The 23,809-nt window shown below is 64.0% G+C and carries 21 protein-coding genes; 7 read left to right on the top strand and 14 right to left on the bottom strand.

The features are described 5' to 3' along the window. Nucleotides 1-24: 24 nt before the first annotated feature. The 6 genes from FVP60_RS11980 to gabT all read right to left on the bottom strand — a co-directional run bounded on the left by FVP60_RS11980 (nucleotide 25) and on the right by gabT (nucleotide 8,122). Nucleotides 25-1,389, bottom strand: coding sequence for an NAD-dependent succinate-semialdehyde dehydrogenase (locus tag FVP60_RS11980; protein ID WP_147826531.1), 1,365 nt, complete (start codon nucleotides 1,387-1,389; stop codon nucleotides 25-27). Between the two features lie 16 nt (nucleotides 1,390-1,405). Continuing rightward, entirely contained in the window at nucleotides 1,406-2,869 is a 1,464-nt protein-coding gene (locus FVP60_RS11975; RefSeq protein WP_147826530.1) for an NAD-dependent succinate-semialdehyde dehydrogenase, read from the bottom strand. A gap of 24 nt (nucleotides 2,870-2,893) precedes the next feature. Beyond that, the gene (locus FVP60_RS11970) at nucleotides 2,894-4,438 is read right to left on the bottom strand and encodes an APC family permease (RefSeq protein ID WP_147826529.1); all 1,545 of its coding nucleotides are present in this window, start codon (nucleotides 4,436-4,438) and stop codon (nucleotides 2,894-2,896) included. 1 nt (nucleotide 4,439) lies between these two features. Continuing rightward, complete coding sequence (locus tag FVP60_RS11965) at nucleotides 4,440-5,312, bottom strand: universal stress protein (RefSeq protein ID WP_147826528.1); 873 nt, start codon at nucleotides 5,310-5,312, stop codon at nucleotides 4,440-4,442. Beyond that, a complete protein-coding gene (locus tag FVP60_RS11960) occupies nucleotides 5,309-6,670 on the bottom strand; it encodes a flavin monoamine oxidase family protein (RefSeq protein ID WP_147826527.1) in 1,362 nt (453 codons plus the stop codon). The genes FVP60_RS11965 and FVP60_RS11960 overlap by 4 nt, the downstream gene beginning before the upstream one ends. A gap of 96 nt (nucleotides 6,671-6,766) precedes the next feature. After that, nucleotides 6,767-8,122 carry a 4-aminobutyrate--2-oxoglutarate transaminase gene (gene gabT, locus FVP60_RS11955; protein ID WP_147826526.1) on the bottom strand — a complete coding sequence of 452 codons (1,356 nt, stop codon included), beginning with the start codon at nucleotides 8,120-8,122 and terminating at the stop codon, nucleotides 6,767-6,769. An 84-nt stretch (nucleotides 8,123-8,206) separates the two neighbouring features. Between gabT and FVP60_RS11950 the strand changes: the two genes are divergently transcribed. Continuing rightward, nucleotides 8,207-9,751 carry a PucR family transcriptional regulator gene (locus FVP60_RS11950; RefSeq protein ID WP_147826525.1) on the top strand — a complete coding sequence of 515 codons (1,545 nt, stop codon included), beginning with the start codon at nucleotides 8,207-8,209 and terminating at the stop codon, nucleotides 9,749-9,751. Nucleotides 9,752-10,594: 843 nt separating this feature from the next. Next, nucleotides 10,595-11,353, top strand: a complete 759-nt coding sequence (locus FVP60_RS11945) for a TIGR00645 family protein (protein ID WP_147826524.1) — start codon at nucleotides 10,595-10,597, stop codon at nucleotides 11,351-11,353. On the opposite strand, the gene FVP60_RS11940 is transcribed toward FVP60_RS11945, so the two are convergent. Genes FVP60_RS11940 through FVP60_RS11930 form a run of 3 tightly spaced genes read right to left on the bottom strand, consistent with a single transcriptional unit; the run spans nucleotide 11,350 to nucleotide 13,150 of the window. Next, nucleotides 11,350-12,219 (bottom strand): PfkB family carbohydrate kinase, encoded by an 870-nt coding sequence (locus tag FVP60_RS11940; protein WP_147826523.1) that lies wholly within the window; start codon nucleotides 12,217-12,219, stop codon nucleotides 11,350-11,352. The genes FVP60_RS11945 and FVP60_RS11940 overlap by 4 nt on opposite strands. Before the next feature lie 24 nt (nucleotides 12,220-12,243). After that, nucleotides 12,244-12,651: a riboflavin kinase gene (locus FVP60_RS11935; protein WP_147826522.1), complete on the bottom strand. Its 408-nt coding sequence runs from the start codon at nucleotides 12,649-12,651 to the stop codon at nucleotides 12,244-12,246. After that, nucleotides 12,635-13,150: a flavin reductase family protein gene (locus FVP60_RS11930; RefSeq protein WP_147826521.1), complete on the bottom strand. Its 516-nt coding sequence runs from the start codon at nucleotides 13,148-13,150 to the stop codon at nucleotides 12,635-12,637. The genes FVP60_RS11935 and FVP60_RS11930 overlap by 17 nt, the downstream gene beginning before the upstream one ends. 105 nt (nucleotides 13,151-13,255) lie before the next feature. On the opposite strand from FVP60_RS11930, the gene FVP60_RS11925 reads away from it, so the two are divergent. Next, nucleotides 13,256-13,819, top strand: a complete 564-nt coding sequence (locus FVP60_RS11925) for a PadR family transcriptional regulator (RefSeq protein WP_147826520.1) — start codon at nucleotides 13,256-13,258, stop codon at nucleotides 13,817-13,819. Between the two features lie 63 nt (nucleotides 13,820-13,882). Here FVP60_RS11925 and FVP60_RS11920 read toward each other — a convergent pair whose 3' ends face one another. From FVP60_RS11920 to FVP60_RS11905, 4 genes are read right to left on the bottom strand one after another with little or no spacing between them, the layout of a single operon-like run. Further along, nucleotides 13,883-15,232: an NtaA/DmoA family FMN-dependent monooxygenase gene (locus FVP60_RS11920; RefSeq protein WP_147826519.1), complete on the bottom strand. Its 1,350-nt coding sequence runs from the start codon at nucleotides 15,230-15,232 to the stop codon at nucleotides 13,883-13,885. 51 nt (nucleotides 15,233-15,283) lie between these two features. Next, nucleotides 15,284-16,123, bottom strand: coding sequence for an ABC transporter permease (locus FVP60_RS11915; protein ID WP_147826518.1), 840 nt, complete (start codon nucleotides 16,121-16,123; stop codon nucleotides 15,284-15,286). Continuing rightward, nucleotides 16,116-16,919, bottom strand: coding sequence for an ABC transporter ATP-binding protein (locus FVP60_RS11910; protein ID WP_246132598.1), 804 nt, complete (start codon nucleotides 16,917-16,919; stop codon nucleotides 16,116-16,118). Before FVP60_RS11910 ends, FVP60_RS11915 begins: the two co-directional genes overlap by 8 nt. Further along, entirely contained in the window at nucleotides 16,904-18,004 is a 1,101-nt protein-coding gene (locus tag FVP60_RS11905; RefSeq protein WP_246132597.1) for an ABC transporter substrate-binding protein, read from the bottom strand. The genes FVP60_RS11910 and FVP60_RS11905 overlap by 16 nt, the downstream gene beginning before the upstream one ends. Before the next feature lie 169 nt (nucleotides 18,005-18,173). Here FVP60_RS11905 and FVP60_RS11900 point away from each other — a divergent pair, with 169 nt between their 5' ends. Together FVP60_RS11900 and FVP60_RS11895 are read left to right on the top strand one after the other, a co-directional pair. Continuing rightward, nucleotides 18,174-18,404, top strand: coding sequence for an RNA-binding S4 domain-containing protein (locus FVP60_RS11900; RefSeq protein ID WP_342779483.1), 231 nt, complete (start codon nucleotides 18,174-18,176; stop codon nucleotides 18,402-18,404). 170 nt (nucleotides 18,405-18,574) lie between these two features. Then, nucleotides 18,575-19,141, top strand: coding sequence for a sensor domain-containing protein (locus FVP60_RS11895; RefSeq protein WP_187240668.1), 567 nt, complete (start codon nucleotides 18,575-18,577; stop codon nucleotides 19,139-19,141). Here FVP60_RS11895 and FVP60_RS11890 read toward each other — a convergent pair. Continuing rightward, nucleotides 19,135-20,595: a helix-turn-helix domain-containing protein gene (locus tag FVP60_RS11890; protein ID WP_425463456.1), complete on the bottom strand. Its 1,461-nt coding sequence runs from the start codon at nucleotides 20,593-20,595 to the stop codon at nucleotides 19,135-19,137. The two genes, FVP60_RS11895 and FVP60_RS11890, sit on opposite strands and share 7 nt — an antisense overlap. A 132-nt stretch (nucleotides 20,596-20,727) precedes the next feature. On the opposite strand from FVP60_RS11890, the gene aceA reads away from it, so the two are divergent. Together aceA and aceB are read left to right on the top strand one after the other, a co-directional pair. Beyond that, nucleotides 20,728-22,032, top strand: coding sequence for an isocitrate lyase (aceA, locus tag FVP60_RS11885; RefSeq protein WP_147826514.1), 1,305 nt, complete (start codon nucleotides 20,728-20,730; stop codon nucleotides 22,030-22,032). A gap of 65 nt (nucleotides 22,033-22,097) precedes the next feature. Further along, nucleotides 22,098-23,762, top strand: a complete 1,665-nt coding sequence (gene aceB, locus FVP60_RS11880; protein ID WP_147826513.1) for a malate synthase A — start codon at nucleotides 22,098-22,100, stop codon at nucleotides 23,760-23,762. Nucleotides 23,763-23,809: the final 47 nt, after the last annotated feature.

The raw sequence follows: 23,809 nt of genomic DNA, 5'->3' as shown, positions 1-23,809 counted from the left end.
CCGCCTTGAGCTCGCGTCGTCGCGTTATGCGACGCGGATGAGCTTCTTGTTGACGAATTCTTCCGTCGCAAGCGACCCCATTTCGCGGGCCGTGCCGGAGCGCTTCACGCCACCGAAGGGCAGCTCAGGCGAGTCAGCCAGCACGATGTTGACGTAGACCATGCCAGCGTCGATCTTGTTGGCGACGCGTTCGGCCTGCTCGGCGTCCGTCGTGAAGACGTACGACCCGAGACCGAAGGTGGTGTCGTTAGCGAGATCAATGGCCGCGTCTTCGTCGGCGACGCGGTACACAACACCGGCCGGGCCGAAGAGCTCTTCGCCGTACACGTTCATGTCGCGCGTGACATCGGTGAGAACCGTCGGCTGGAAGAAGGCGCCATCGCGCTTGCCGCCGGTCACGACGCGCGCGCCCTGCGCGACGGCCGTGTCGATCTGCTCCTGCAGACGCTCGGCAGCCGCAACGGAAGAGAGCGGGCCAAGCACCGTGTCTTCTTCCAGGGGGTCACCGACAGAGGCGGCAGCCATCTTTTCGCTGAACTTCGCCAAGAACTCGTCGTACAGCGAGTCGACGACGATGAAGCGCTTGGCGCCGTTGCACGACTGGCCGGTGTTATCCAGGCGCGCATCCGTTGCCATTTGTGCGACGCTGTCGAGGTCGTCAGTGGAGAGCACGATGAACGGGTCAGAGCCACCCAGCTCCAGCGCCACCTTCTTGAGGTGACGGCCAGCCACCTCGGCAACCGCAGCGCCGGCGCGCTCGGAACCAGTGAGCGAAACGCCCTGCACGCGCGGGTCGGCGATGATCGTCGCCGCCTGCTCGTTCGTGGCGTACACGTTCACGTAGGTTCCACCGGGGAAGCCGGCGTCAACGAACATCTGCTCAATGGCGGCAGCCGACTCCGGGCACTGCGGAGCGTGCTTGAGGATGATCGTGTTGCCGTTCATGATGTTCGGCGCCGCGAAGCGGGCGACCTGGTAGTACGGGAAGTTCCACGGCATGATGCCCAGCAGCACGCCGAGAGGCGCCCGACGAATAACCGCGGTGCCCTCACCCAGAATGTCGATCGGGGTGTCAGCCGTGAACTTCTCGGCGTTGTCTGCGTAGTACTCGATGATGTCGGCGGCGAAGTCGACCTCGCCGAGGCCACCCTCGCGGGTCTTACCCATCTCGCGCACGATGATGTCAGCAAGAATCTCGCGGCGTTCGCGGTGCAGCTCTGCCACGCGACGCAGCAACGCTGCGCGCTCGCTCACGGCTGCGTCACGCGCCCATGAGGTGTAGGCCGAGTGGGCAAGGGCAATGGCGCCCTCGATTTCGGCATCGGTTGCTACCGGGTAGCTGGCAACGGTTTCTCCCGTTGCCGGGTTGATAACGGTGTAGTCACTCATCTCTGGTCCTTTCAGATCAGCTGATAGGGATCAGCGTGTACTTCGTCGACAGGTATTCGTGGATGCCCTCGAGCCCGCCTTCACGGCCGACGCCCGACTGCTTGACGCCACCGAAGGGAGCGGCAGCGTTCGAGACGACGCCAACGTTCAAACCCATCATGCCGGTCTCCAGCGCGTCAATCATGCGGTGACCGCGTGCCAGGTCTTCGGTGAATACGTACGACACCAGGCCGTACTCGGTGTTGTTGGCCATCTGAACGGCCTCTTCTTCGGTTTCGAAGGTGGCGATGGCGAGCACCGGCCCGAAGATCTCCTCGCGGAGAATGGCGGAACCATCGACAACGTCGGTGAGCACGGTCGGCTCGTAGAAGGAGCCGTCGCCAACCAGAACCTTGCCGCCGGTGGTGAGGGTGGCGCCACGGGTGACCGCATCCTGCACCAGCTCGTCAGCCTTCGCGACAGCGTCGTTGTCAATCAGCGGACCAATTTCCACGCCATCTTCGGTGCCGCGGCCGATCTTCATCGCGCTGACGCGTTCGGTGATGCGGCGAGCAAACTCGTCCTTCACCGAAGCGTGCACGATGAAACGGTTCGCTGCCGTGCAGGCCTGGCCGATGTTGCGGAACTTCGCCGCCATGGCGCCGGTCACTGCCTTGTCGAGGTCGGCGTCATCAAACACCACGAACGGAGCGTTGCCGCCGAGTTCCATCGATACTCGCAGTACGCCCTCTGCGGCCTGCGCGATGAGCTTGCGACCCACCTCGGTCGAGCCGGTGAAGGAGAGCTTGCGCAGGCGCGGGTCGGCGATGATCGGAGCCGACAGCGCCGACGAACGCGAGGTCTGCACGACGTTGACGACACCGGCAGGAACACCAGCCTCTTCCAGCAGCTGCGTGAAGAAGATGGTGGTGAGCGGCGTAAGCGCCGGCGGCTTGATGACGACGGTGCACCCTGCCGCGAGCGCGGGAGCGATCTTGCGCGTTGCCATCGCGAACGGGAAGTTCCACGGCGTCACGAAGAAGCAGGGGCCAACCGGGCGCTGCGAAACCACCATGTGTCCGGTGCCCTCGGGGTTGGTTCCGTAGCGACCAGCAATACGCACGGCCTCTTCGCTGAACCAGCGGAGGAATTCGCCACCGTAGGCGACCTCGCCGCGGGCCTCGGCCAGCGGCTTACCCATCTCCAGCGTCATCAGCAGGGCGAGGTCTTCCTTGCGCTCCTGCACCAGATCGAACGCACGGCGCAGAATGTCGCTGCGGGTGCGCGGAGCGGTCGCCGCCCACGCATCCTGCGCGGCGACGGCGGCGTCAAGCGCACGCAGGCCGTCAGCGGGCGTTGCGTCAGCGATGGAGGCGATGACGTTGTTGGTCGCCGGGTCGTGCACGTCGAACGTTGCGCCCGACTCGGCCGGCACCCACGCTCCGTTGATGTACAGGCCAGACTGCACGCCTGCCAGCAACTGAGTTTCGCGGTCGCTCATTATTTCTCCTCTTCGGATCGGGGGTTAGCGGGTCGAACGCACGCGTTCGCTGGGCGGTGCGTACACACCCAAAGTCTTGCCGCGGAAGAAGTCCGGGGCGCGGAAGTACTGGATGATCATGATGACGACGCCCAGCAGAATGACGCCCATTCCCAGCACAAACACCAGGCTCATGCCGAACAGGGTGGCATCGCTACCCAGCTCGCCGCGCCATGCTTCTCCCATGGAGAGCACGAACAGGCCGAGCAACATGACGCCACCGATGAGCGGGAACAGGAAGGTGAAGAAGGTGTTGCGCACCGAGTCGAACCACTGGTGACGGAAGTACCAGACGCACGCGAAGGCAGTCACTCCGTAGTAGAAGCAGATCATGATGCCCAGCGCCGCAATGGTGTCCCACAGCGCGTCTTCGCTGACGAAGCGCATCACCGCGTAGAAACCACCGGCGGCAACGGCCGAAGCAATCGTGGCGTAGCCCGGGGTGAAGAACCGCGGCGAGACGCTCGCGTACTTCTTGGGAAGAGCGCCGTAGTGCCCCATCGCCAACAGCGTACGTGCGGGCCCCACCATCGTGGACTGCAGCGAGGATGCCGATGAGGTCAACACCGCGAGCGACACCAAGAACGCCAGCGGCCCGAAGATCTCACCGGAGAGATAGAAGAACACGTTGCCGCTGATGTCGGGGTTACGAAGGCCGAGACCATCCGTTCCCATGCCGGCAAACATCGTCATACCGATGGTGAGCAGCAGGTAAACGATGATGATCGACACGATCGTCAGCGCCGCGGCACGGCCGGGGGTGCGCTCCGGGTCTTTCGTCTCCTCGTTCATGGTGAGGGTGACGTCCCACCCCCAGAACATGAAGATCGAGACCGAGAGTCCCGCAACGACCATCATCAGATCGGGTACCGCGAACGGGTTGAACCAGCCCCAGGAGAACGGCGTCGGGTCATAAGCGTCACCCTGTGAGGCGCGCACGATGGCAACGATGGCAAATGCAATCAGCACGAGCAGCTGGAAGCCCACCAGCCAGTACTGCAGCTTCTGCGAGGTCTGCATATCGCGGTACGAGATCCACGCGGCCGCCGCCACAAACAGTAGGCACACAGCCACGTTGATGAAGGGGTTCAGCGTGATATCGGCGATCTCGGGGTTATTGGTGATCTGCGCGATCAGCAAGAACAGAAAGTCCACCGCGATTCCGGCGAGGTTAGACAACACCAGAATGGTGGCCGCAATGAGGCCCCATCCCGCCATCCAACCCACCCACGGACCGAACGCGCGCGCCGCCCACGTAAACGAGGTTCCGGAGTCTGGCATCACGCGGTTCAGCTCACGGTAGCCGAAGGCCACGAGCAGCATCGGGATGAAGCCGACCAGCAGAATCGCGGGAATCTGCGTACCAACCGCATCCGCCGCGCCGCCGACGCCTGCGGTAAAGGTGTAGGCCGGCGCAATGCACGAGATGCCGATGACGACGGCACCAATCAATCCGACGGTTCCGGTGCTCAGACCCTTTTGAGAGATCCCGGTTGTTACCGGATCCACCTCTTTGTGGATGTCAGTCATGTCAGTTGCCTTCGTTACGGGTTCGAGGAACCACAATCATGGGAACGGGCAGCACGCGCAGCATTTTGCTCGCGGTGGAACCCAGAAACAGCCGGCGAGGCTGAGCGAGACGACTGGAACCCACGATGACAAACTCGCCATCACTCCAATCGAGGCGAGCAACCGCGTCTTCGATGCTGGTTCCGCTGGCGATGATGGCCTCGGCCTTCACCTCTGCTGGCAGCGTGGCCGTGGCCTGCGTCAGCAGTTCGTTTGCGTGGGTTGCCCCCGCCAGTTGCAGCGCCTGCGTGTCCAGGTTTGCCGGCATGTCGATGGCAACCAGCGACACCAGACGGAGCTCCGCACCGGTCGCCGTCGCCAGGCTCACGGCCTCTTCGAGGAGGGCATCTGACCCTGCGCGCTCCCCCACCGCCGCGGTAAAGCGCGTGATGGGGGTGGTGACTCCCGCGTAGCCGGCGGGTGCCAGCACCACGGCGACGTCACTCGCGTGCAGTAGGTCGTTGGCGACCGACCCCAGACGGTGCCGCCCGAAGGATCCGGAATTTGCCGCGCCGATAACGATGTGGCTCGCACCAAACTCGGCGGCGGCGTTCACCAGGCCCTCGGCAAATGACTCAGCCCCGCGCACGTGCGCCGCGGTCGAGATGCCCTTCGGAACCAGTGCCGTGGCCTCACGCAGCCACTGTCGCGACTGCTCGCGCAAGTGGTCGGTGTAGCCGTCGAGCGGCGGAACCACGCCGCCGCGTGCTGTGAGGGGCGTCACCATGATGAGTTCCAGCGGCGCACCCAGTGCTGCCGCAAGGCGAGATGCGACGGCAATCGCGTCGGCACCCGCCGGAGTCGCGGTGTAACCGACGACCAGCGGGCGGGTCATGCCCGTGCCAGTTCGATGAGCTGGTCAGCGACCAGGCGACCCATGCGAATAGCGCCATCGACGTGCTGGTAGCCGGCGCCGGCGATGTCCGAGCACGCGAAGTGAATCGGGCCCACCGCGGTGCGAACGTCCTTGCCGTAACGGTGCAGGCCGCCGAAGTCGAAGCTGGCGGCGTAGGCGCCGCGCGTCCACTCTTCGCTACCCCAGTCCGATTCGTAGTAGACGACGGGGTTCTTCGCCTCGTCACCGTAGTAGTGCGAAAGCGACTCAAGAATGCGCGCCTTGCGCTCCTCAGCCGTCAACTCAAACACCCCATCGGCGTTCTTGTCACTCACAAAGCCGACGAGGGTTCCGCGCTCGTCCTCAAAGTTGGTGTTGTCGTAGGCCTCGTGCGAGAGCTCGTACGGGCCAAACGCGGTGCCAGACAGGCCCTGCTCACGCCAGAACGGTCGGTCGTACACGGCGTGAACCTTGATGACGAAGCCCATCGAGAGGTGCTGGTGCATCTGGTGCTGGCGGCGCGGCAGCGGCGGAACAAACGAGATGCGCTCGTAGAGCACGGGGGCGTGAGCAAGAATCGCATAGCGAGCACGCACCGTAATGTCGCCGTCAGCGTGCGCGACAACACCGTCGTCGCCCCACTCAAGGGTGCGAACCGGTGCGTTCAAGAACACGTCGTCACCGAGACGCTCAGCCAGGTGAATCGACACCTGCTGCAGACCGCCAACGACGCGCTTGTCGAGAATGAAGTCTTCGTCAACGAGGTTGGAGAAGCTGCCGGCACTTGCCGCCATCAGCAGCGCCTGAAGCAAGGAGAAGGCCTTCGCGGGCTTGGTGAGCATGGCGCCAGCAATGAACAGCGCGATGTTGTCTTGCGCCTCGACGTCGTCGGTCTGCTGGGCGAGCCAGTCGGCGAAGGTGATCTCGTCGTATTCTTCGGCGCGGGGGTGTGCCCACGGCTCGTCGGGGTCAACCTCAGCCACCAGCACGTCAAGCTGCTCGATCAGTGCCAGCATTGCGGCCTTGGTCTGCTCCGCCACCGGAAAGATGTCGCCGGTGTAACGGTGTGCTTCGCCGTCGGCACCGATGTAGATCGATTCGCCCTCGCGGTAGCGCGAGTAGGTCTCCAGCCCCAGCTCCTCAATCGTTTCGATGAGGGCATCCTGGTCGGGCGAAACCCACTGGCCGCCGATCTCCAGCATGGCGCCGTCGATGATGTCGGTCCAGGTGCGACCGCCAACGCGATCGCGCGCCTCCAGCACGGCAACCGAAAGGCCGGCCTTCTTCAGCTGGTTTGCCGCCGTGGTGCCCGCGGGCCCCGCTCCGATGATGACGACGTCTCGAGTGATTTCAGTCATTACATGCTCCTTTGCAGACTCCGGAGACCTGCGCCACCGGTCACGATTTACCGAGGATCCGCCCCCTCCCCACGAGTTGACGGATCCTCGGGGGCTTTAGTTTGCGGCCAGGGCCGCGGCGACGACGTCGAGGCCGTCGTTAAGCAGGGCGTTGTCGATCGACAGCGGCGGAAGGAAGCGAATGACGTTTCCGTAGGTTCCGCAGGTCAGCACGATGACGCCTTCGCTCATCGCCTGCTTCGCGATGGCGCCGGTGAGCGCGGCGTTGGGTGCGCCGTTCTCGTCAACGAACTCAATGCCGATCATGGCGCCGTGGCCACGAATGTCGCCGATACGAGCGTCGCTGGCGGCGAGTGCGGCGAACCGGCTGGTGATGATCTCGCCGATCTCACGAGCGCGTGCCGCCATGTCTTCTTCTTCGTACGCCTCGATGGTGGCAAGCGCTGCCGCACACGCGATCGGGTTGCCGCCGTAGGTGCCACCGAGGCCACCGCCGTGCGAAGCGTTCATGATGTCTGCGCGGCCGGTGACACCGGCCAGCGGCAGACCGCCGGCGATGCCCTTCGCGGTCGTCACGAGGTCGGGAACAATGCCGAAGATTTCCGAGGCGAACCACGCACCGGTGCGTGCAAAACCGGTCTGTACCTCATCGGCGATGAAGACGATACCGTTCTCACGGCACCAGGCGACGACAGTTTCGAGGTATCCCTCGGCCGGAACGATGAAGCCACCCTCACCCTGAATGGGCTCGATGATGACGGCAGCGGTGTTTTCGGCGCCGATCTGCTTCTCGATCATGGAGATGGTCTTGGCCGCAGCCGCAGGGCCCGTCAGGCCATCGCGGAACGGGTACGAGGCGGGTGCGCGGTAGACCTCGGGGGCAAACGGGCCGAAGCCGCTCTTGTACGGCATCGCCTTGGCAGTCAGCGCCATTGTGAGGTTGGTGCGGCCGTGGTAACCGTGGTCGAAAGCGACGACGGCCTGACGACCGGTGAACTTACGCGCGATCTTGATCGCGTTCTCCACTGCTTCGGCTCCCGAGTTGAACAGCGCGGTGCGCTTCTCGTGGTCGCCGGGGGTCAGCTCGTTCAGCTTCTCGGCGACGGCAACGTAGCCCTCGTAGGGCGCGATCATGAAGCAGGTGTGGGTGAACTGCGCGACCTGTGCCTGCACGGCTGCGACCACCTTGGGGTGCGCGTTTCCGACGGTGGTGACGGCGATACCGGCACCGAGGTCAATGAAGGAGTTGCCGTCGGCATCGACGACGACTCCGCCGCCTGCGGCAACCGCGGCGATCGGAACGGTGTGGCCGACGCCGGTGGGCACGGCAGCAGCCTTGCGGTTCAGCAGTTCTTGCGAACGGGGGCCGGGGATCGCGGTGACGACGCGGCGCTCCTGTGGGAGGGTCGGTCCGCCGAGTGGGGTCTGGACGGTTGCATCGATGGTGCTCATACCGCGACTGTAGGCCGATCCCCCGCGCAACGCACTATCCCGGCTGTATAGTGTTGGCAACGCATATATACAGAACGGACAACAATGCCGTCGTCGCCCTCCGAGCTCACCCCGACCCTGCGGGCACTGCTTGATCGCCCCGCCCTCGGGCTGCGGCTCGTCGGGTCGGCAGGCGATGTTCCGGATGGCGCATTGGACCGCACACTGCGGTGGGTGCACACCACCGATCTGGCTGACCCGACGCCGTTTCTGGCCGACGACCTCCTCTTGCTGACGACGGGCACGCAGTTCGCGACCGGAACCATGCACGAGGCTCAGCAGTACGTACAGCGGCTTGCTTCGCGAGGTGTTGCCGGGCTCGGCTTCGGCACCGAGGTGGTGCGCAACGGCGTGCCACCTGCCCTCGCTGAGGCGTGCGCGCAGGCCGGGTTGCCGCTGTTTGAGGTGCCCTACCGCACCCCCTTCATCGCGATCGCCCGCGCGAACGCCGAGGCGGTCGCCGCGCAGGCCTACGCCCGCCGTTCGTGGGCGCTGGATGCCCAGCGCGCGATCTCTCTTGCGGCGCTGCGCCCCGACGGCCTGGGAGCCACCGTGGCAGAACTCGCGCGTCAACTTGGTGCCTGGGTGGCACTGTTTGATGCCGCCGGAACCATGACGCGCGAGTCGCCGATGGGCGCGCTTTCGGCACAAACCCGCGCGGCCGTTGACGACGAGGTTGCCGCCGTTCTGCGCCGGGGCGCGCGCGCTGGTTCCGCTCTGGCCATTGATGATCAACCGTTCACGCTGCAAACGCTCGGGCGCGGTGGCCATTTGCGTGGCGTGATTGCGATCGCCTCCGCGGAGCTTGACCAGGAGGGCCGCGGCGTCGTTACCTCTGTGATCGCGATGGCCGGGCTTGCCCTCGAACAGCATCAGTCACTCGGGCGATCGCGCGCGGCTCTCCGCGGCGGACTCATCGACGCGCTGCACGCCAGTCACACCGCTTTTGTGCGGCGCGTCGTTCGCTCCTCCGGTGACGCGCTGCCGCCGGCGCCCGTCATCGTCGCGGCTGCGAAAGTGCCGTCGCGACTCGACGCGGTGACCGAATGGCTAGAACTTCGCGGCGCCGAAGCACGCGGCTCGGTGTTTTTTGGCAGGCACGAGGGCGATCTGGTGGTGATCGTACCCGCCGATGACCCCACCCTGGTGCGCGAACTTGCGGCCCGCTTTGACCTGACGGTGGGGCTCTCCGACCCGAGCGACTACGACGGCTTTGCCGACGCGTTGGCGCAGGCCCGACTCGCGCGAGACCGCGGAACGCCGGGCATCAACAACTTCGCCGACACCCAGGCTTCCGGGGTGTTGAGCACCCTGGGTGCCGAATCGCGCGTGGTCGCCAACGGCGTGCTGGCGCCCCTCATTGCCGCCGACGAGAATGGTGCAAGCGAGCTGATGCGCACCGTTCGCACCTATCTCGAATGCAATGGTTCCGCCGAGGCCACCGCAACAGCACTCGGCGTGCACCGCCACACCGTCCGCGCCCGCATGAAGGCCGCCGAACGAGCCCTGGGCCTGAGCCTTGAAACATTCGCCGCGCGTGCTGAGCTCTGGGCCGCCTTCATGGCCCACACTCCCCCCACCCGCCGCTAGGGCCGCGCGCTTCCGCGCGCTGAGCCACGCATCGGCCCCCCACCCCACCAGTTGCGCCCATACGGTTCCGATCTCGGAGCCACCTTCACGGCCCACACTCACCCACCCGCCGAGACCACGCGGTTCGAGCTCTGACCCACCTGCACCACCCCACACCCATCCTCCGAGGCCAGCCGGTTCCGCCCCAGCCGCACCGTGGTTCCGCCCTTTGGGTTGTTTCAGGTCGGAGACGTTGCTGAATGTTTCGAGACACGCCGGGAATCCGCCTCACCAGTCACAGAGGTTCCGACGAAGGGCAAGCGGAACCACGAGACTGGGCTGCGAGCCAAGGGGTCAGCAGTACGGGGCTCACGCGAACGACTCCTGGCGAGCGAGTCCGACCCGCGCTGCCGCGAGCCTCGCCGCCTCCCCCGCCTCACCCGTCTCACCCGTCTCACCTGCCTCGCCGCCTCGCCCGTCTCGCCGCCTCGAGCATCACCCACCTCCCAGCCGCACCGTCTCGCCGCCTCCCCCGTCTCACCTGCTTCACCTACCTCGCCCGCCTCACCTGCCTCGCCGTCTCGCCGCGCGTCGGAAGCGGTGTGATCAAAGTGACAACTCCACCGCGTGTCGGGGTACACTGCGCACGATCTCCGACGTGAGACAAGGCGCCCCCGCGAAACCTCTGACGGGAAGCAAAGCGCACCGCGCGAGCAAACGCGCACACGCGAAAAACCACCGAGGTGGGCCAAAGCGACCCGCGCGGGCAAAAAGCACGCGCGCGGGCTCCCATGTCGATGACGCAAGCACAGTTCGGGATATTCTGATCACCGACTTTTGAACCCGGGGATAAAAGGGGAAACTATGGCAAAGCGATCGGCATCCGGTGAGCTCATCTACAACACGCGGCCCAGCGCTCGCGCCCTTGGTGGGTTTATCTTTGCCAGCCGCTGGCTGCAGGCGCCCATCTACCTTGGCCTCATCGTCGCCCAGCTCGTCTATGTTGTCGTCTTCGTCTTTGACCTGATCGGTCTTGTTGGTGACGATGTGATCGGCAAGATCGCAAGCGGTCACCACCCAGAAGAAGCCACGATCATGCTGGGCGTTCTCGGCCTGATCGACGTCGCGATGATCGCGAACCTGCTCATCATGGTGATCGTCGGCGGGTATGAGACGTTCGTCTCCAAGATCAACCTCGACGAGCACCCCGACCAGCCCGAATGGCTCAGCCACGTCAACGCCAACGTGCTCAAGGTCAAGCTCGCCATGGCGATCATCGGCATTTCGTCAATTCACCTGCTGAAGACCTTCATCGAGGTCACCAACATGAAAAACGGCACCGCCCCCGGCATCAACGAAGGCGGAACCCACGGTCAGGGCGTCACCGAAGAGGGCGCGTTCTGGCAGGTCATCATTCACATGGCCTTCATCTTCTCGGCACTCGCCCTCGCGTGGATCGACAAGATGCAGGTGACCGCCGACCTCAAGGGTCGCCTGGCCGAGGCCGAAGCCGCACGCATGCGCGCGGAGACCACCGTCATCGCAGAAACCCGCGTGCTTCCGGCCCCCGCCGTCGTCGCACCGCTTCCCGCATCACATGATGCGGGGCGCGATTCGGCCTAGCCTGCGAGCGCGTCGATCGCCGCAGGGGTGAGCTCTCGGGTGTTCGCGCCGGGGTACTGCGCGAGAATCGCACCGGCGGCGGAACCACGGCGCAGCGCCGCGGGAAAGTCGGCGCCGATGGCGATCGCGGCAGCGAACGCACCGCAGAACGCGTCGCCAGCACCCGTGGTGTCAACGGGTGTGATGGCAAAAGCGTCAATGTGAATGGGCTCGTTGCCGATGAAGTAGCCATCGACGCCGTCGCCACCGCGGGTGACGACAACCATCTCAACGCCCAGACTCTGAAGCGCCTCGACACCGCCAAACTCGGCGCACTCGGTTTCGTTGACGACCACCGCATCGGCCAGCGACAGCACGGTGAGAGCGTCGGGATTCGCGGGTGCGGCATTCACGATCGAGAAGGCACCGGCTTCGTTGGCGGCGGCCAATGCAGCCGCCACCGTCTCCAGCGGAACCTCCAGTTGCGCCAGCACCACCGCGGCGCCGGCGACGGCAGCCTCGACGTGCTCGGGCGTGAGGTGCGAGTTGGCGCCGGCGGCGACCACGATGGAGTTGTCACCGTCCGGGTACGAAAAGATGTGCGCGACTCCGGTGGGCGCCTCTTTCGTGATCAGCATGGTTCCGCTCACCCCAGCCGACTCCAATGTCTGCTGCAGATACGCGCCCGCATCGTCGTCGCCCACCATGGCGGCGAAGCGCGTGGGCGCCCCGGCGCGAGCTGCCGCGATCGCCTGGTTGAGCCCCTTGCCCCCGGCGTGGCGTCCGAGCGCATCGCCGAGAAGGGTTTCGCCTACCTGCGGCGGGCGTGCCACGCCCACCACGAGATCGAGGTTGGCACTGCCTACGACAACAACGTCACGCGACATCACATCTCCTTCGTTCCAGCCAGGCTAGCGCGCCCGCCGGGCGGCATGCACACCGCGTGACGCCTGCACGTCGCGCTCAGTCTGCGCGATCAGCTCGTCGACGTGAGCGAAGGCGACGGTCGTGCGCAGCAGATCCAGAATCTGCACGGTCATGGTGTGGCCGTAGAGGTCAATCGTCACATCGTGGAGGTACACCTCAACGCGGGGCGCGCGCTCCCCACCAAAGGTGGGATTGGTTCCTACCGATACCGTGGCATCAAACTCGTCATGCATGCCCTCGATGGTGGCGATCGCGACGTAGACGCCGTCGGCCGGAACCTCGTGCTGCGCTAGTTGCAGATTGGCCGTCGGAAAACCGAGCACGCGACCGCGACCGTCGCCCGGCACGACAACGCCGCATACCTGCACCGTCGCGTCAATCGCGAGTGTCATCGGTCTGGATGGCACGGTAACGGCTCTGGTGAAACAGCAGCGGTTCGACATCTTCAAAGACCGTGACGTCCAGAATTTCGTACAGGCCAATGACGTGGTCTCCCGCGTCGACCGTGTTGTACGGGCGGCAGGTCAGCCACAGCGCGGCACCCTCAAGCAGCACGGCGCCGCCAGCCGAGGTGTTCCACACGTGGTGCGCAAAGCGGTCTTCGGCGTCACGAGATGACAGCAGGCGGCTCAGCGGCTCCTGCGTGTTTGCGAGCACGCTCATACCCAGCTCTGGCAGGGCCGAGAGCACGGGCCAGGTGCGCGACGTCTTTGCCGCGCTGACGGCTACCAGCGCCGGATCGAGTGAGATCGAGGTAAACGAGTTGACGGCCATGCCGACCGGTCGGCCATCAACAACACCCGCGAGCGCCATGACGCCTGTCGGGTACACCGAGAAGGCCCTGCGAAGGTCGTGGCTGCGAGACGCGTTTTCAGAAGTAGCAGTGGACATGGTCCCTCCCGTTCATATAGTCAACATTGACTAGTTTGAAGTCTATTAAGTTATTTCCGGTATGACAACCTTCAATTGGCCAAATCACGCCTATACGATGGACGCATGTCAACGACGCGACTCATTGTGCTTGGTGCCGTTAAGCAGTTCCAGCCCGTTCACGGATACTTCCTGCGCCGGGAGCTCATGACGTGGCACATTGACGAATGGGCGCACATTCAGCCCGGGTCTATCTACAACGCACTGCGGGCGCTCGAAGTCGACGGCTACATCGAAGAGCGCAGCACCGAGGCCGAGGGCAAGCGCCCGGCCCGCACCACCTACCAAATCTCCTCGGCAGGCGAGGTCGAGCTGCAGCGCATGCTGCGGGAAAACCTGTGGAATGTTGCCCCGTTCGACACCCAGGCCATCATGACCATTGCCTCGTTCATGTTCGTACTCTCGCGCCAAGAGGTCATCGCGGGCCTGGAAAACCGACTCACCAAGATTGACGCCCTGGTGCTCACCAATGGTTTCCAGGTGCAAGACACCCTGGTCTCCCCCACAACACCCAAGTACGTGCGCGAGATCTTCGATCTGTCGACGGCACGACTGCTCGCCGAGAAGCAGTGGATTCTCTCGCTACTGGAACGCCTCAAGCACGGCGAATACCACTTCGCTGGCGAGTAACCGAAGCGCAAAAATGACAAAGCGACCTCGGGCGATTCAATCGCCCGAGGTCGCTTTTCGGTTCTAGCGGCGGTACGCCGAGCCGGGGTGCGACTCTGCCAAATCTGGGCTATCGGTGCCCAGCAGGCGCTCACGCAGGGTCGACGTCTCCTCACTCACCGGCGCCACGACACCGCGCTCGCGAAGAATCGGCAGCACGTGCTCCACGAAGTCCTTCGTCGACGCCGGCGGAATCGTCGGCGCAAACAAGAAGCCGTCCAGATCGCCGCCATCGGCGAGCTCGATCATCTTGTCGGCCACCTGCTCCGGCGTGCCAACGATCGGGCGCGCGCCAACACCGTGTGCGTGCCAGTCATCCAGCACGTTGCCAACGGTCTTGTCGGCAAAGCGCGCCACCTGCGTCTGCGACAGCTCGGTGTGCAACTCCTTCATGGGAGTGTCACGGTCAAAGCTCGACAGGTCAAGACCGGTGAACCAGGCATATGACGCCACCGTGAGCGCGGGATCCTGTGCATCGGCAACGGACGCGTACTTGGCCTTCGCCTCCTCCTCGGTCGAGCCGACGATGGCGGCCATCGCCGACATCACCTTGACCTCATCGGCACGACGCCCATTCTTGACGGCCTCCGCGCGAATAGCCGATGAGTGCCCCAGCAACTGCTCCGCGGTTCCGGAACCAACAAAGATCGCTTCGCCATGCTTGCCGCCAAACTCCCGACCCGCAGGCGATGCGCCCGCCTGGAACAGCACGGGCGTGCCCTGCGGCGAGCGCTGCGTGTTGCCGTAGCCGTGTGAGCGGAAGTACTTGCCCTCGTGCGCGATGCGGTGCACCTTGTCGGCGTCGGCGAAGACGCCGTTCTTGTCACGCACCAGCGCGTCGCGCTCCCAGGCTTCTTCCCACAGCTTGTAGACGACCTGCATGAACTCATCGGCCATGACATAGCGCTCGTCGTGACCAACCATGTCAACGCCGAATGCCTGCACGGCGGTGTCTGCGGTTCCGGTGGTCACAATGTTCCAGCCGATGCGCCCACCCGACAAGATGTCGAGCGTAGCCATGCGACGTGCGAACGAATACGGCGGCTCCAGGAGCACCGATCCGGTTGCCACCAGCCCCAGCCGCGTCGTCTGCGGAATCAGCGCTGCGAGCACGATCGCCGGGTCAAGCCGCGGCAGGTCGAGCCCCTCAGTGGTGGCGATATCGGGGCGGGTGCCATTGACCTCAGCCCAACCCCACGCGTCAGCGAGGAAGAGGAAGTCGAATCCGGCATCTTCGGCCAGCTTGGCCGTCTGACCCCAGTAGTCAAGACGATCAAAGAGGTAGCGCTGGTTGTCGGGGTGGCGCCACGTGGACGTTCCCGAGTCGTTCGCCTGCGCGTTCTCAAACAGTCCGAGTCGAAGCTGCTTGACCATGGATATTTCCTTACCTTCAGGCGGCCGTCGGTTGACGGCCCGCTGGATTTATTAGCCCTTGGCGACGATGTCGCCGTCAGCCCACCACAGCACGCGCTTGCGTACCAGGGCGAGGATGGCGATCAGCGCGACACCCATGACACACAGCAGGGTGATTGCGCCCCACGTGACGGGCAGGTTTGCTTGGGCGGCCGATGTGGTCACGAGCGAGCCGAGACCGGCCTGCTGACCGGCTGCCACAAATTCTGCGACGGCCGCACCAACAACGGCGAGCGGGAGTGCGATGCGAAGGCCCGCGAACACGAACGGCATGCAGCCGGGCAGACGCAGGTCGCGGAAGATCTCCCAGCGGCTCGCGTGCAGCGTCTGGAAGACGTCAAGAGCACGCGGGTCAACATCGCGCAGACCTGCCAGGGAGTTCACCAGCATGGGGAAGAACACCACGAGACCGGTGACGATGAACTTCGGGATCATGCCGAAACCGAACGCCACAACCAGGGCCGGGGCGATCGCCACAATCGGGGTCACCATGATGATGATGACCAGCGGCATGACGGCACGCTCAATGATCTGAAACTCGGCCATGATGACTGCCACCAAGAAGCCTGCAATGATGCCGCCGCTCGCGCCAACCACGACTTCGAGAAGCGTCACCAGGAAGTTCTGCCAGTACATGCCGGCGTCTTCCACCAGGGTTTCGACGATCGCATCGAGCGTGGGGATCACATACGGATTGGTCCACGCCACGACCTGCCACAGCACACCGGCGATGACGAAGGTGATGAGGGTGGGAACCCAGTTGGCCCATTTCAGCCACGACGGAATTGTCCGTGGCTGTGTCGCGCGCTCCTGTGCCGCCATGGTTGCTGTTGCGGTTCCAATTTCAGGCATATGCCTTCTCCATCTGCGTGTGCAGCGAACGACGAACGATGCCCTCGAGTTCACGGAACTCTTCGGTGGCGTACGACTCAGCCGTGCGCGGTCGGGGCAGGTTCACGTCGATAATCTCGGCGATGCGGCCGGGGTGGGCGGCCATCACCACGATTCGATCAGAGAGCACGATGGCCTCTGGCACCGAGTGGGTGACAAACATCACGGACTTTTGGTTGGACTGCCAGAAGTCCAAGAGCGCGATGCGCTGCTGGTCACGATTGATCTCATCGAGGGCCGAGAACGGCTCGTCCATCAGCATGATGGTCGGGTCGAACACGAAGCCACGGGCGATCGCCGCACGCTGCTGCATGCCACCGCTGAGCTGACCGGGGAACTTGTTCATCGCCTGGCCGAGCCCGAAAGACTGCAGAAGCTCGGCCGGATCGCGAAGCTGGCGCCCCGCGTTGCCCTTGCGGTTGACCTTGAGCGGAACCTTGACGTTGTCGATCACAGACTTCCATGGCAACAGCGCCGGAGACTGCGGAACCAAGCCGATGAGCTTGTCGCGCGATGCCTCCTTGACGGACTTGCCGCCAACGGTCACGGTGCCCTCGTCTTGTTCCACGAGCCCAGCGACGACCTTCAGCAGCGTTGATTTGCCGCAACCAGAGGGGCCAATAACCGAGACGAACTCGCCGGAGTTGATGGTCAGGTTGATGTCGTGAAGTACCGTGACGCGCGAGCCGGGCTTACCAAAAGCCTTGCTGACGCCACGAACCTCAACACCCGAGTGCGCGGTCATTCGCTCGGCCATGTCAGCGTGTCTCCGTCGTAGAGGTCGGCCACGAGGTCGGTGTCCATCATGTCGGCGATGGCCGGGAGGTCTTTGACGTCGCCGTACTTCTTCACGAGCGCGTACTCGGGCTCCCACATTTCGGCTGTCTGCACACCGGGGTTTCCGCCCTCAGAGGTGCGGATCCACTCCGATTCGACCGCCCAGGTGCGTGCCAACTGCTCGCGTGGGAAGGCAGCGCCCTGACCGTTCTTTTCCGCAAGCTCAGCGATCATGTCGATGCACTTGTCGTCTTCTGTCAGGCAGAAATCGAGAGCCTTGAGGGTTGCGCGCATGAAGTCGGCGGCCACTTCGCGGTTCTCCGCGAGCCACTTCGAGTTCGTCTCCATGACGTTATAGGTGCCCTTGACGCCGAACTCGCTCGGTAAGAACTCAACGAACGGTTCGCCCGCGGCCTTGAGCGCCTGCGGCTGGTTGGAGGCGTAGCCAACGATCGCGTTGACCTGATCGCGCACGACAACGGTCGGGTCGTAGTTGGTCATCTTGACCATCTCAACCTTGGAGGTGTCAACGCCCGCCTCATCCAGCATCGCCGAGGCGATGGGCGTGAGGTTGATGAAGTAGCCGAGCGATCCGCCTTCAAGATCCTTGAGGCTATCCAGCTTCTCGTTGCCGAAAATGGAGAACGGCGGGGTGGTGCCGTAGGTGGCAACGGCCGTCAGGTTCTTGCTGTTCGCGGCGGCGAGCATGACGTCAGAGGCTGAGCCGAGCGCAGTGAACTGCGCCTGACCTGATGCGACGAGCTGCTGGCCGTTTGCGCCGGAGGCGTTGATTTCGACGTCAAGGCAGAGATCGTCGAAGTAGCCGAGCTCCTCGGCGAGGAAGACCTCAAGCTGTGCGGCACTCGCGGAGTATCCGTAACCGGAGATATAGGTAATCGTGCCGGCAGCCTTGTTGCGTTCACAGAAATCGCTGGACGATTCTGCTCCCGCACTCGGGGTGTCAGCGGGTGTTCCGGCGCAGGCGGCCAGCAGCAAGCTGGCAGCGAAGACGCTCGTCAGGGTGGCGACTCGACGTCGAGTCATTCCTGAAAAGGAAGTAGCCATGGTGGTCCCTTCTCGGCCGTTCATCATTGATGGCTCTGCGAAAGTAACATAGTCAAGATTGACTAAGCAAGATCAAATTACTTCGTTCTCACCTTTTGAGACGATTCCGCACTCTTTTGAGGCTGCTTAGGCTTCCGCTTGATCCACCCGTGACGAGTACGCTGGGATCGTGAGTTCTGAGATTCCCGAGGTTGACGTCGACGGCGACATGATTCGTCTCGGACAGTTCTTGAAGTACGCCAGTCTGGTCGACACCGGCGGCGACGCCAAGGCTGTTTTGGCAGACGGGCTGGTCTTCGTCAACGGTGAAGTAGAAACCCGTCGCGGCCGTCAGCTCCACGATGGCGACATCGTGGACGTTGCCGAATCAGCCATCGCGCGCGTCCGACTGCGCGGCTAACCCCCGCACCCTACGCGCCCCGCACCCCGCGTCAGATTGCGCGAGACACATTCTGGTCGGCGAGACACAATGAACCACGCTGTGTTTCGCCGACCAGAATGTGTTTCGACGGGGATGCGTGCGAGAGCGTGACGCGTGCGGCGGGCTCGACCGCGTGTAGCGTGTCGAAAATGACTGATGAGGGACGAACCCAATGGCCCGCTGAGTTTCGACCCTTCGCACGGCCGTTCCGCCCGGTGGCCTACGCGGCCACCGGCATGATCTGGGGGTTGCCGTTCGCCAACGTATGGCTAGCGCTGATACTGCTGCCCCTGGTTCCGGTGTTGGGAATCTTCGTGAGCGCGGTCGAACGCCGCCGCGTGGCGATTCTCGGCATGCCAACTATCCCCTCGAGCCACATCCCGATCCCCCGTGAGGAGCGACGACGCTGGCTGTCGATCCGACTGCGCGAACCCATCACGTGGCGCGAAGCCGTACTCACCCTCATGGCCTCGGCAATGGGATTCGCCACCGGCGCCCTCGTCGCTTTCGGGGTACCGCTGGGGTTCGTCTTTCTGCTGGCGCCCGGGTTTGAGTCGTCGGATGGGTCGGGCGCCATCATCATGGTGCCCGTAATTCTTGTCGCAATGGTGTACGGGTGCGCCTGCGTCACCTGGGCGCAGTACACCCTCACGCGAAAGATCTTTGCACCGTTCATCCCGTCGCCGCCCGAGATCCCGCGGCCCCCGCGCTACTGAGGCGCGTGCGCCGAAAGGAACTCGTAAACGTCGGTGGTGTCGACGCCCGGAAAAGCGCCGGTCGGCAGCGTTGCGAGCAACGTTCGCGGGGTGCGCACGTTTGGCCACGAGTTCTGCCGCCACTCACTCTCCAGCTCGGCCGGCGCCCGACGGCAGCACACCTCGACGCCATGACGTGAGAGGCCGCGGTGTTGGGTATCGCGCCCCAGGAACCACTTGGTGTCGTCAAAACGCACGCCAACGCTGACAGAGTGCGTGCCTTCGCTGGACTGTTCCACGCGCGCGGTGCACCAGTAGGTTCCGTTGCCGGTATCGGTGTACTGGTAGTAGGGGTTGAACTTGTCTTCAACCTCGAAGACCTCGCGGCTGGTCCACTTGCGGCAACACATTTGACCTTCGATCGACCCGAAACGGTCGGTCGGAAAGTTCACGTCGTCGTTTTCGTAGGCCTTGGTGATGGTTCCGGATTCGTGCACCTTCAAAAAGTGCACCGGAATGTCGAGGTGACGGGTGGCGAGGTTGGTGAAGCGGTGCGCCGCCGTCTCGTACGACACCGAGTAGGTGTCGCGGAGGTCTTCAATAGAAATGGCGCGGCGGGACTTCGCGTCTTGCAGGAAGCCGGCGGCATGGTCTTCTGGAATCAGGATGGCGCCGGTGAGGTAGTTCGTCTCGACGCGCTGACGCAAGAAGTCGGCGTAGCTTGTCGGCTCGGCATGGCCCAGAATGCGCGAGGAGAGCGCCTGCAGTAGCGCAGTGCGCGGATCGCCCTTGGCTGTCAGCGAGCGGGAGAGGTAAAGCCGGCCGTTTTTGAGGTCGGCAATCGAGCGCGTGGACTGTGGCAGGTCGCCGACGTAGTGCAGCGTAAAGCCCAGGTGGCCGGCAATGTCGGCGGCGGTTCGCTGGGTGAGCGGGCCGCCAGGGTGGCCAACGGCGGCAAGCAATTCGCGTGCCTGCGACTCCAGGTCGGCAAAGTAGTTGTCTTGACTGCGCATCAGGTGGCGAAGCTCGACGTTGGCGCGCCGCGCCTCCTCCGGTGTCGCCGACCGCTCATCGCGCAATCGATCGATTTCGCCGTGTAGTGCAAGCATCGCGCGCAACACCTCAGACGACATCGTCTTAGTGATACGAAACGCATCGATACCCAGCGCCTGAAAGGTTTGCCCAGACATCGCGCGCTCGAGCGCGATCTCCATCGTGGCGCGCTCATCCAGCGTCTCCGCCTCCCACAGCGATTCCATCGTGACGCCCAGCGCCTTGGCAATGGTTCGCAACAGCGTGAGTTTCGGTTCGCGCTTGCCGTTCTCAATCATCGAGATCTGACTCGGGGCTCGATCGACGGCGGCGGCGAGCTGTTCCAGGGTGATCCCGGCGGCCGTGCGCACCTGTCGAATGCGGCGGCCCAGCGTCAGCGCATCCAGTTCTTCCGACTCATCTGCGAGTGTCATGCGAGCCATTCTGTCACAACAGCAGAAATTTTCAGAAACTTCTCTTTGAAATTGGTCAATCATGCCTCACTTCTTCTCGCAGAGTGGAACCAGACCAAGCAGCTCCCCCGCTCCCTCCACTCAATTCGAGGAGACAAGACGATGACGAACCCATCCCGCGGCCTCCGCGCCGGCGACCAGACCCAGACCGCAGCAGAGCTCCAGGAGATCTGGGACACCGACCCGCGCTGGGACGGCGTCGAGCGCACCTACACGGCAGAAGACGTCATTCGCCTTCGCGGCTCGGTCCGTGAAGAGTCAACGCTTGCTCGCCGCGGCGCCGAGAACCTGTGGAACCTGCTCCACACCGAGGAGTACATCCGTGCGCTGGGCGCATACACCGGTGGTCAGGCTGTGCAGCAGGTGCGCGCCGGCCTCAAGGCTATCTACCTCTCGGGATGGCAGGTCGCAGCCGACGGCAACCTCGCGGGCCAGACCTACCCCGACCAGTCGCTCTACCCGGCAAACTCGGTTCCGTCGGTCGTGCGCCGCATCAACAACGCGCTGATCCGCCAAGACCAGATCGAGCACGCTGAGGGAACCATCACGCAAGACTGGCTCGCACCGATCGTCGCCGACGCCGAGGCCGGCTTCGGTGGCCCGCTCAACGCATACGAGTTGGCAAGCTCCCTCATCAACGCTGGCGCGGCTGGCATCCACTGGGAAGACCAGCTGGCAAGCGAAAAGAAGTGTGGCCACCTCGGCGGCAAGGTACTGGTTCCGACTCAACAGCACATTCGTACGCTCAACGCAGCACGACTGGCGGCCGATGTCGCTGACGTTCCCACCATCATCATCGCCCGCACCGACGCTCTCGCAGCAGACCTGCTCACCAGCGACGTTGACGAGCGCGACCGCGAATTTACGACCGGCGAGCGCACCAACGAAGGCTTCTACCGCGTCAACCCAGGCCTGGACGCCGTCATCTCGCGCGGCCTCGCCTTTGCGCCCTACGCAGACCTGATCTGGGTGGAGACGGGTGAGCCCGACATCGAGCTGGCTCGCGCATTCGCCGAGGCTATCCACGCAAAGTACCCGGGCAAGATGCTCGCGTACAACTGCTCCCCCTCCTTCAACTGGAAGCGCCACCTGAACGACGAGCAGATCGCAACGTTCCAGGCCGAGCTTGCGGCGCTGGGCTACAAGTTCCAGTTCATCACGCTCGCCGGCTTCCACGCCCTGAACTACTCGATGTTCGACCTTGCTCGCGGCTACGCCGAGCGTGCCATGAGCGCGTACGTCGAGCTGCAGGAGGCCGAGTTCGCCGCCGAGGCTGTTGGCTACACCGCCACCAAGCACCAGCGTGAAGCTGGTACCGGCTACTTCGACCTCGTCTCCACCGCTCTGAACCCAGACAGCGCCACCCTCGCGCTCGTTGGTTCCACCGAAGCCGAGCAGTTCCACTAAATCACCAGCTTCTGGGGGTGCCGCCCCGCAGCGGCGGCACCCCCGAATACTCCAAAGGACACATCATGAGCACCGCAATCCTCGACGACACGACGACCCGCCCCGCAACGGGTTCGATCCCGACGGCTGGCCCTGACGTAGAAATCACCGGCCCCATCCGCGAGCGATACGAAGAGATCCTCACCCCCGAGGCCATTCGCTTTGTCGCGGAGCTCCACCACCGTTTTGCCGGCCGCCGCCACGACCGCCTCGCCGACCGCATGCGCCGCCGGTTTGAGATTGGCAACGGCCGCGACCCGAAGTTCCGCAAGGACACCGCGCACGTTCGCGAAGACGCCCGCTGGCAGGTTGCCGGCGCTGGCCCGGGTCTCGAAGACCGTCGCGTTGAAATCACCGGGCCGACCGACCCGAAGATGACGATCAACGCCCTCAACTCGGGCGCCAAGGTATGGCTGGCTGACCAGGAAGACGCCACCAGCCCGACCTGGCGCAACGTCATCGAGGGGCAGCTGTCGCTGCGCGATGCGATCCGAGGCGAACTGACCTACACCAGCCCCGAAGGCAAGCGCTACGAGGTCACCGCGACCGAGACGCCCACGATCGTGATGCGCCCCCGCGGCTGGCACCTGGTCGAAAAGCACATCCGCTTCACCGACCGGCTGGGCCGCCAGATGGCCACCAGCGGATCACTGGTCGACTTCGGCCTCTACTTCTTCCACAACGCGCAGGCACTGATTGACTCTGGCCGCGGTCCGTACTTCTACATCGCCAAGCTCGAATCCAGCGAAGAAGCCCGCCTCTGGGATGACGTGTTCAGCTTCAGCGAGGAATACCTCGGCATCGACCACGGGACCATCCGCGCGACCGTGCTGATCGAGACGCTGCCAGCAGCGTTTGAGATGGAAGAGATTCTGTTTGAACTGCGCGATCACTGCGCCGGTTTGAACGCTGGTCGTTGGGACTACATCTTCTCCATCATCAAGAACTACCGCGGTCGCGGCGCCCGCTTCGTGATGCCAGACCGCAGCGAAGTGACCATGACCGTTCCGTTCATGCGTGCCTACACCGAACTGCTGGTGAAGACATGCCACAAGCGTGGTGCACACGCGATCGGCGGCATGAGCGCCTTCATCCCGAACCGCCGCGACGCCGAGGTCACGCAGCGCGCGATGGAGAAGGTATCGGCAGACAAGCACCGCGAGGCTGGCGACGGATTTGATGGCACGTGGGTGGCACACCCCGACCTGATTCCCATCGCTCGCGCCGAGTTCGACGCTGTTCTCGGTGACCGCCCCAACCAGATCGACCGCAAGCGCGACGATGTCAAGGTGAAGGCCGCCGATTTGCTCGACGTTCACATCGGACGCCCCATCACGGCGCAGGGCGTGCACGACAACGTGTCGGTTGCGATCCGCTACATCGAGGCGTGGCTGCGCGGCCAGGGTGCGGTCGCTATCGACAATCTGATGGAAGACGCGGCAACGGCCGAGATCTCCCGCTCACAGGTGTGGCAGTGGATTCACCAGGATCGCACCACGGAAGACGGAACCCCGATCACGCGTGAATACGTCGAGCAGTTGATCCAGCAGACCCTCGCCGAGGTTCCGCGCACCGCAACTGACCGCTTCGATGACGCCGCCGAGGTGTTCCGCGAGGTGTCGATGGGTGATGACTTCCCGACCTTCCTGACCACGGTCGCTTACGCGAAGTTCCTCACCGACGAAGACTAAACAACGCAGCAAAAATGACGGGCCCTGGCATTCGCTTCATGAATGCC

Source organism: Microbacterium mitrae (genome assembly GCF_008017445.1).
Taxonomy (GTDB): domain Bacteria; phylum Actinomycetota; class Actinomycetes; order Actinomycetales; family Microbacteriaceae; genus Microbacterium; species Microbacterium mitrae.
The sequence above is the reverse complement of the archived record's forward strand: the minus strand, read 5'-3'. Positions and strand labels throughout refer to the sequence as shown.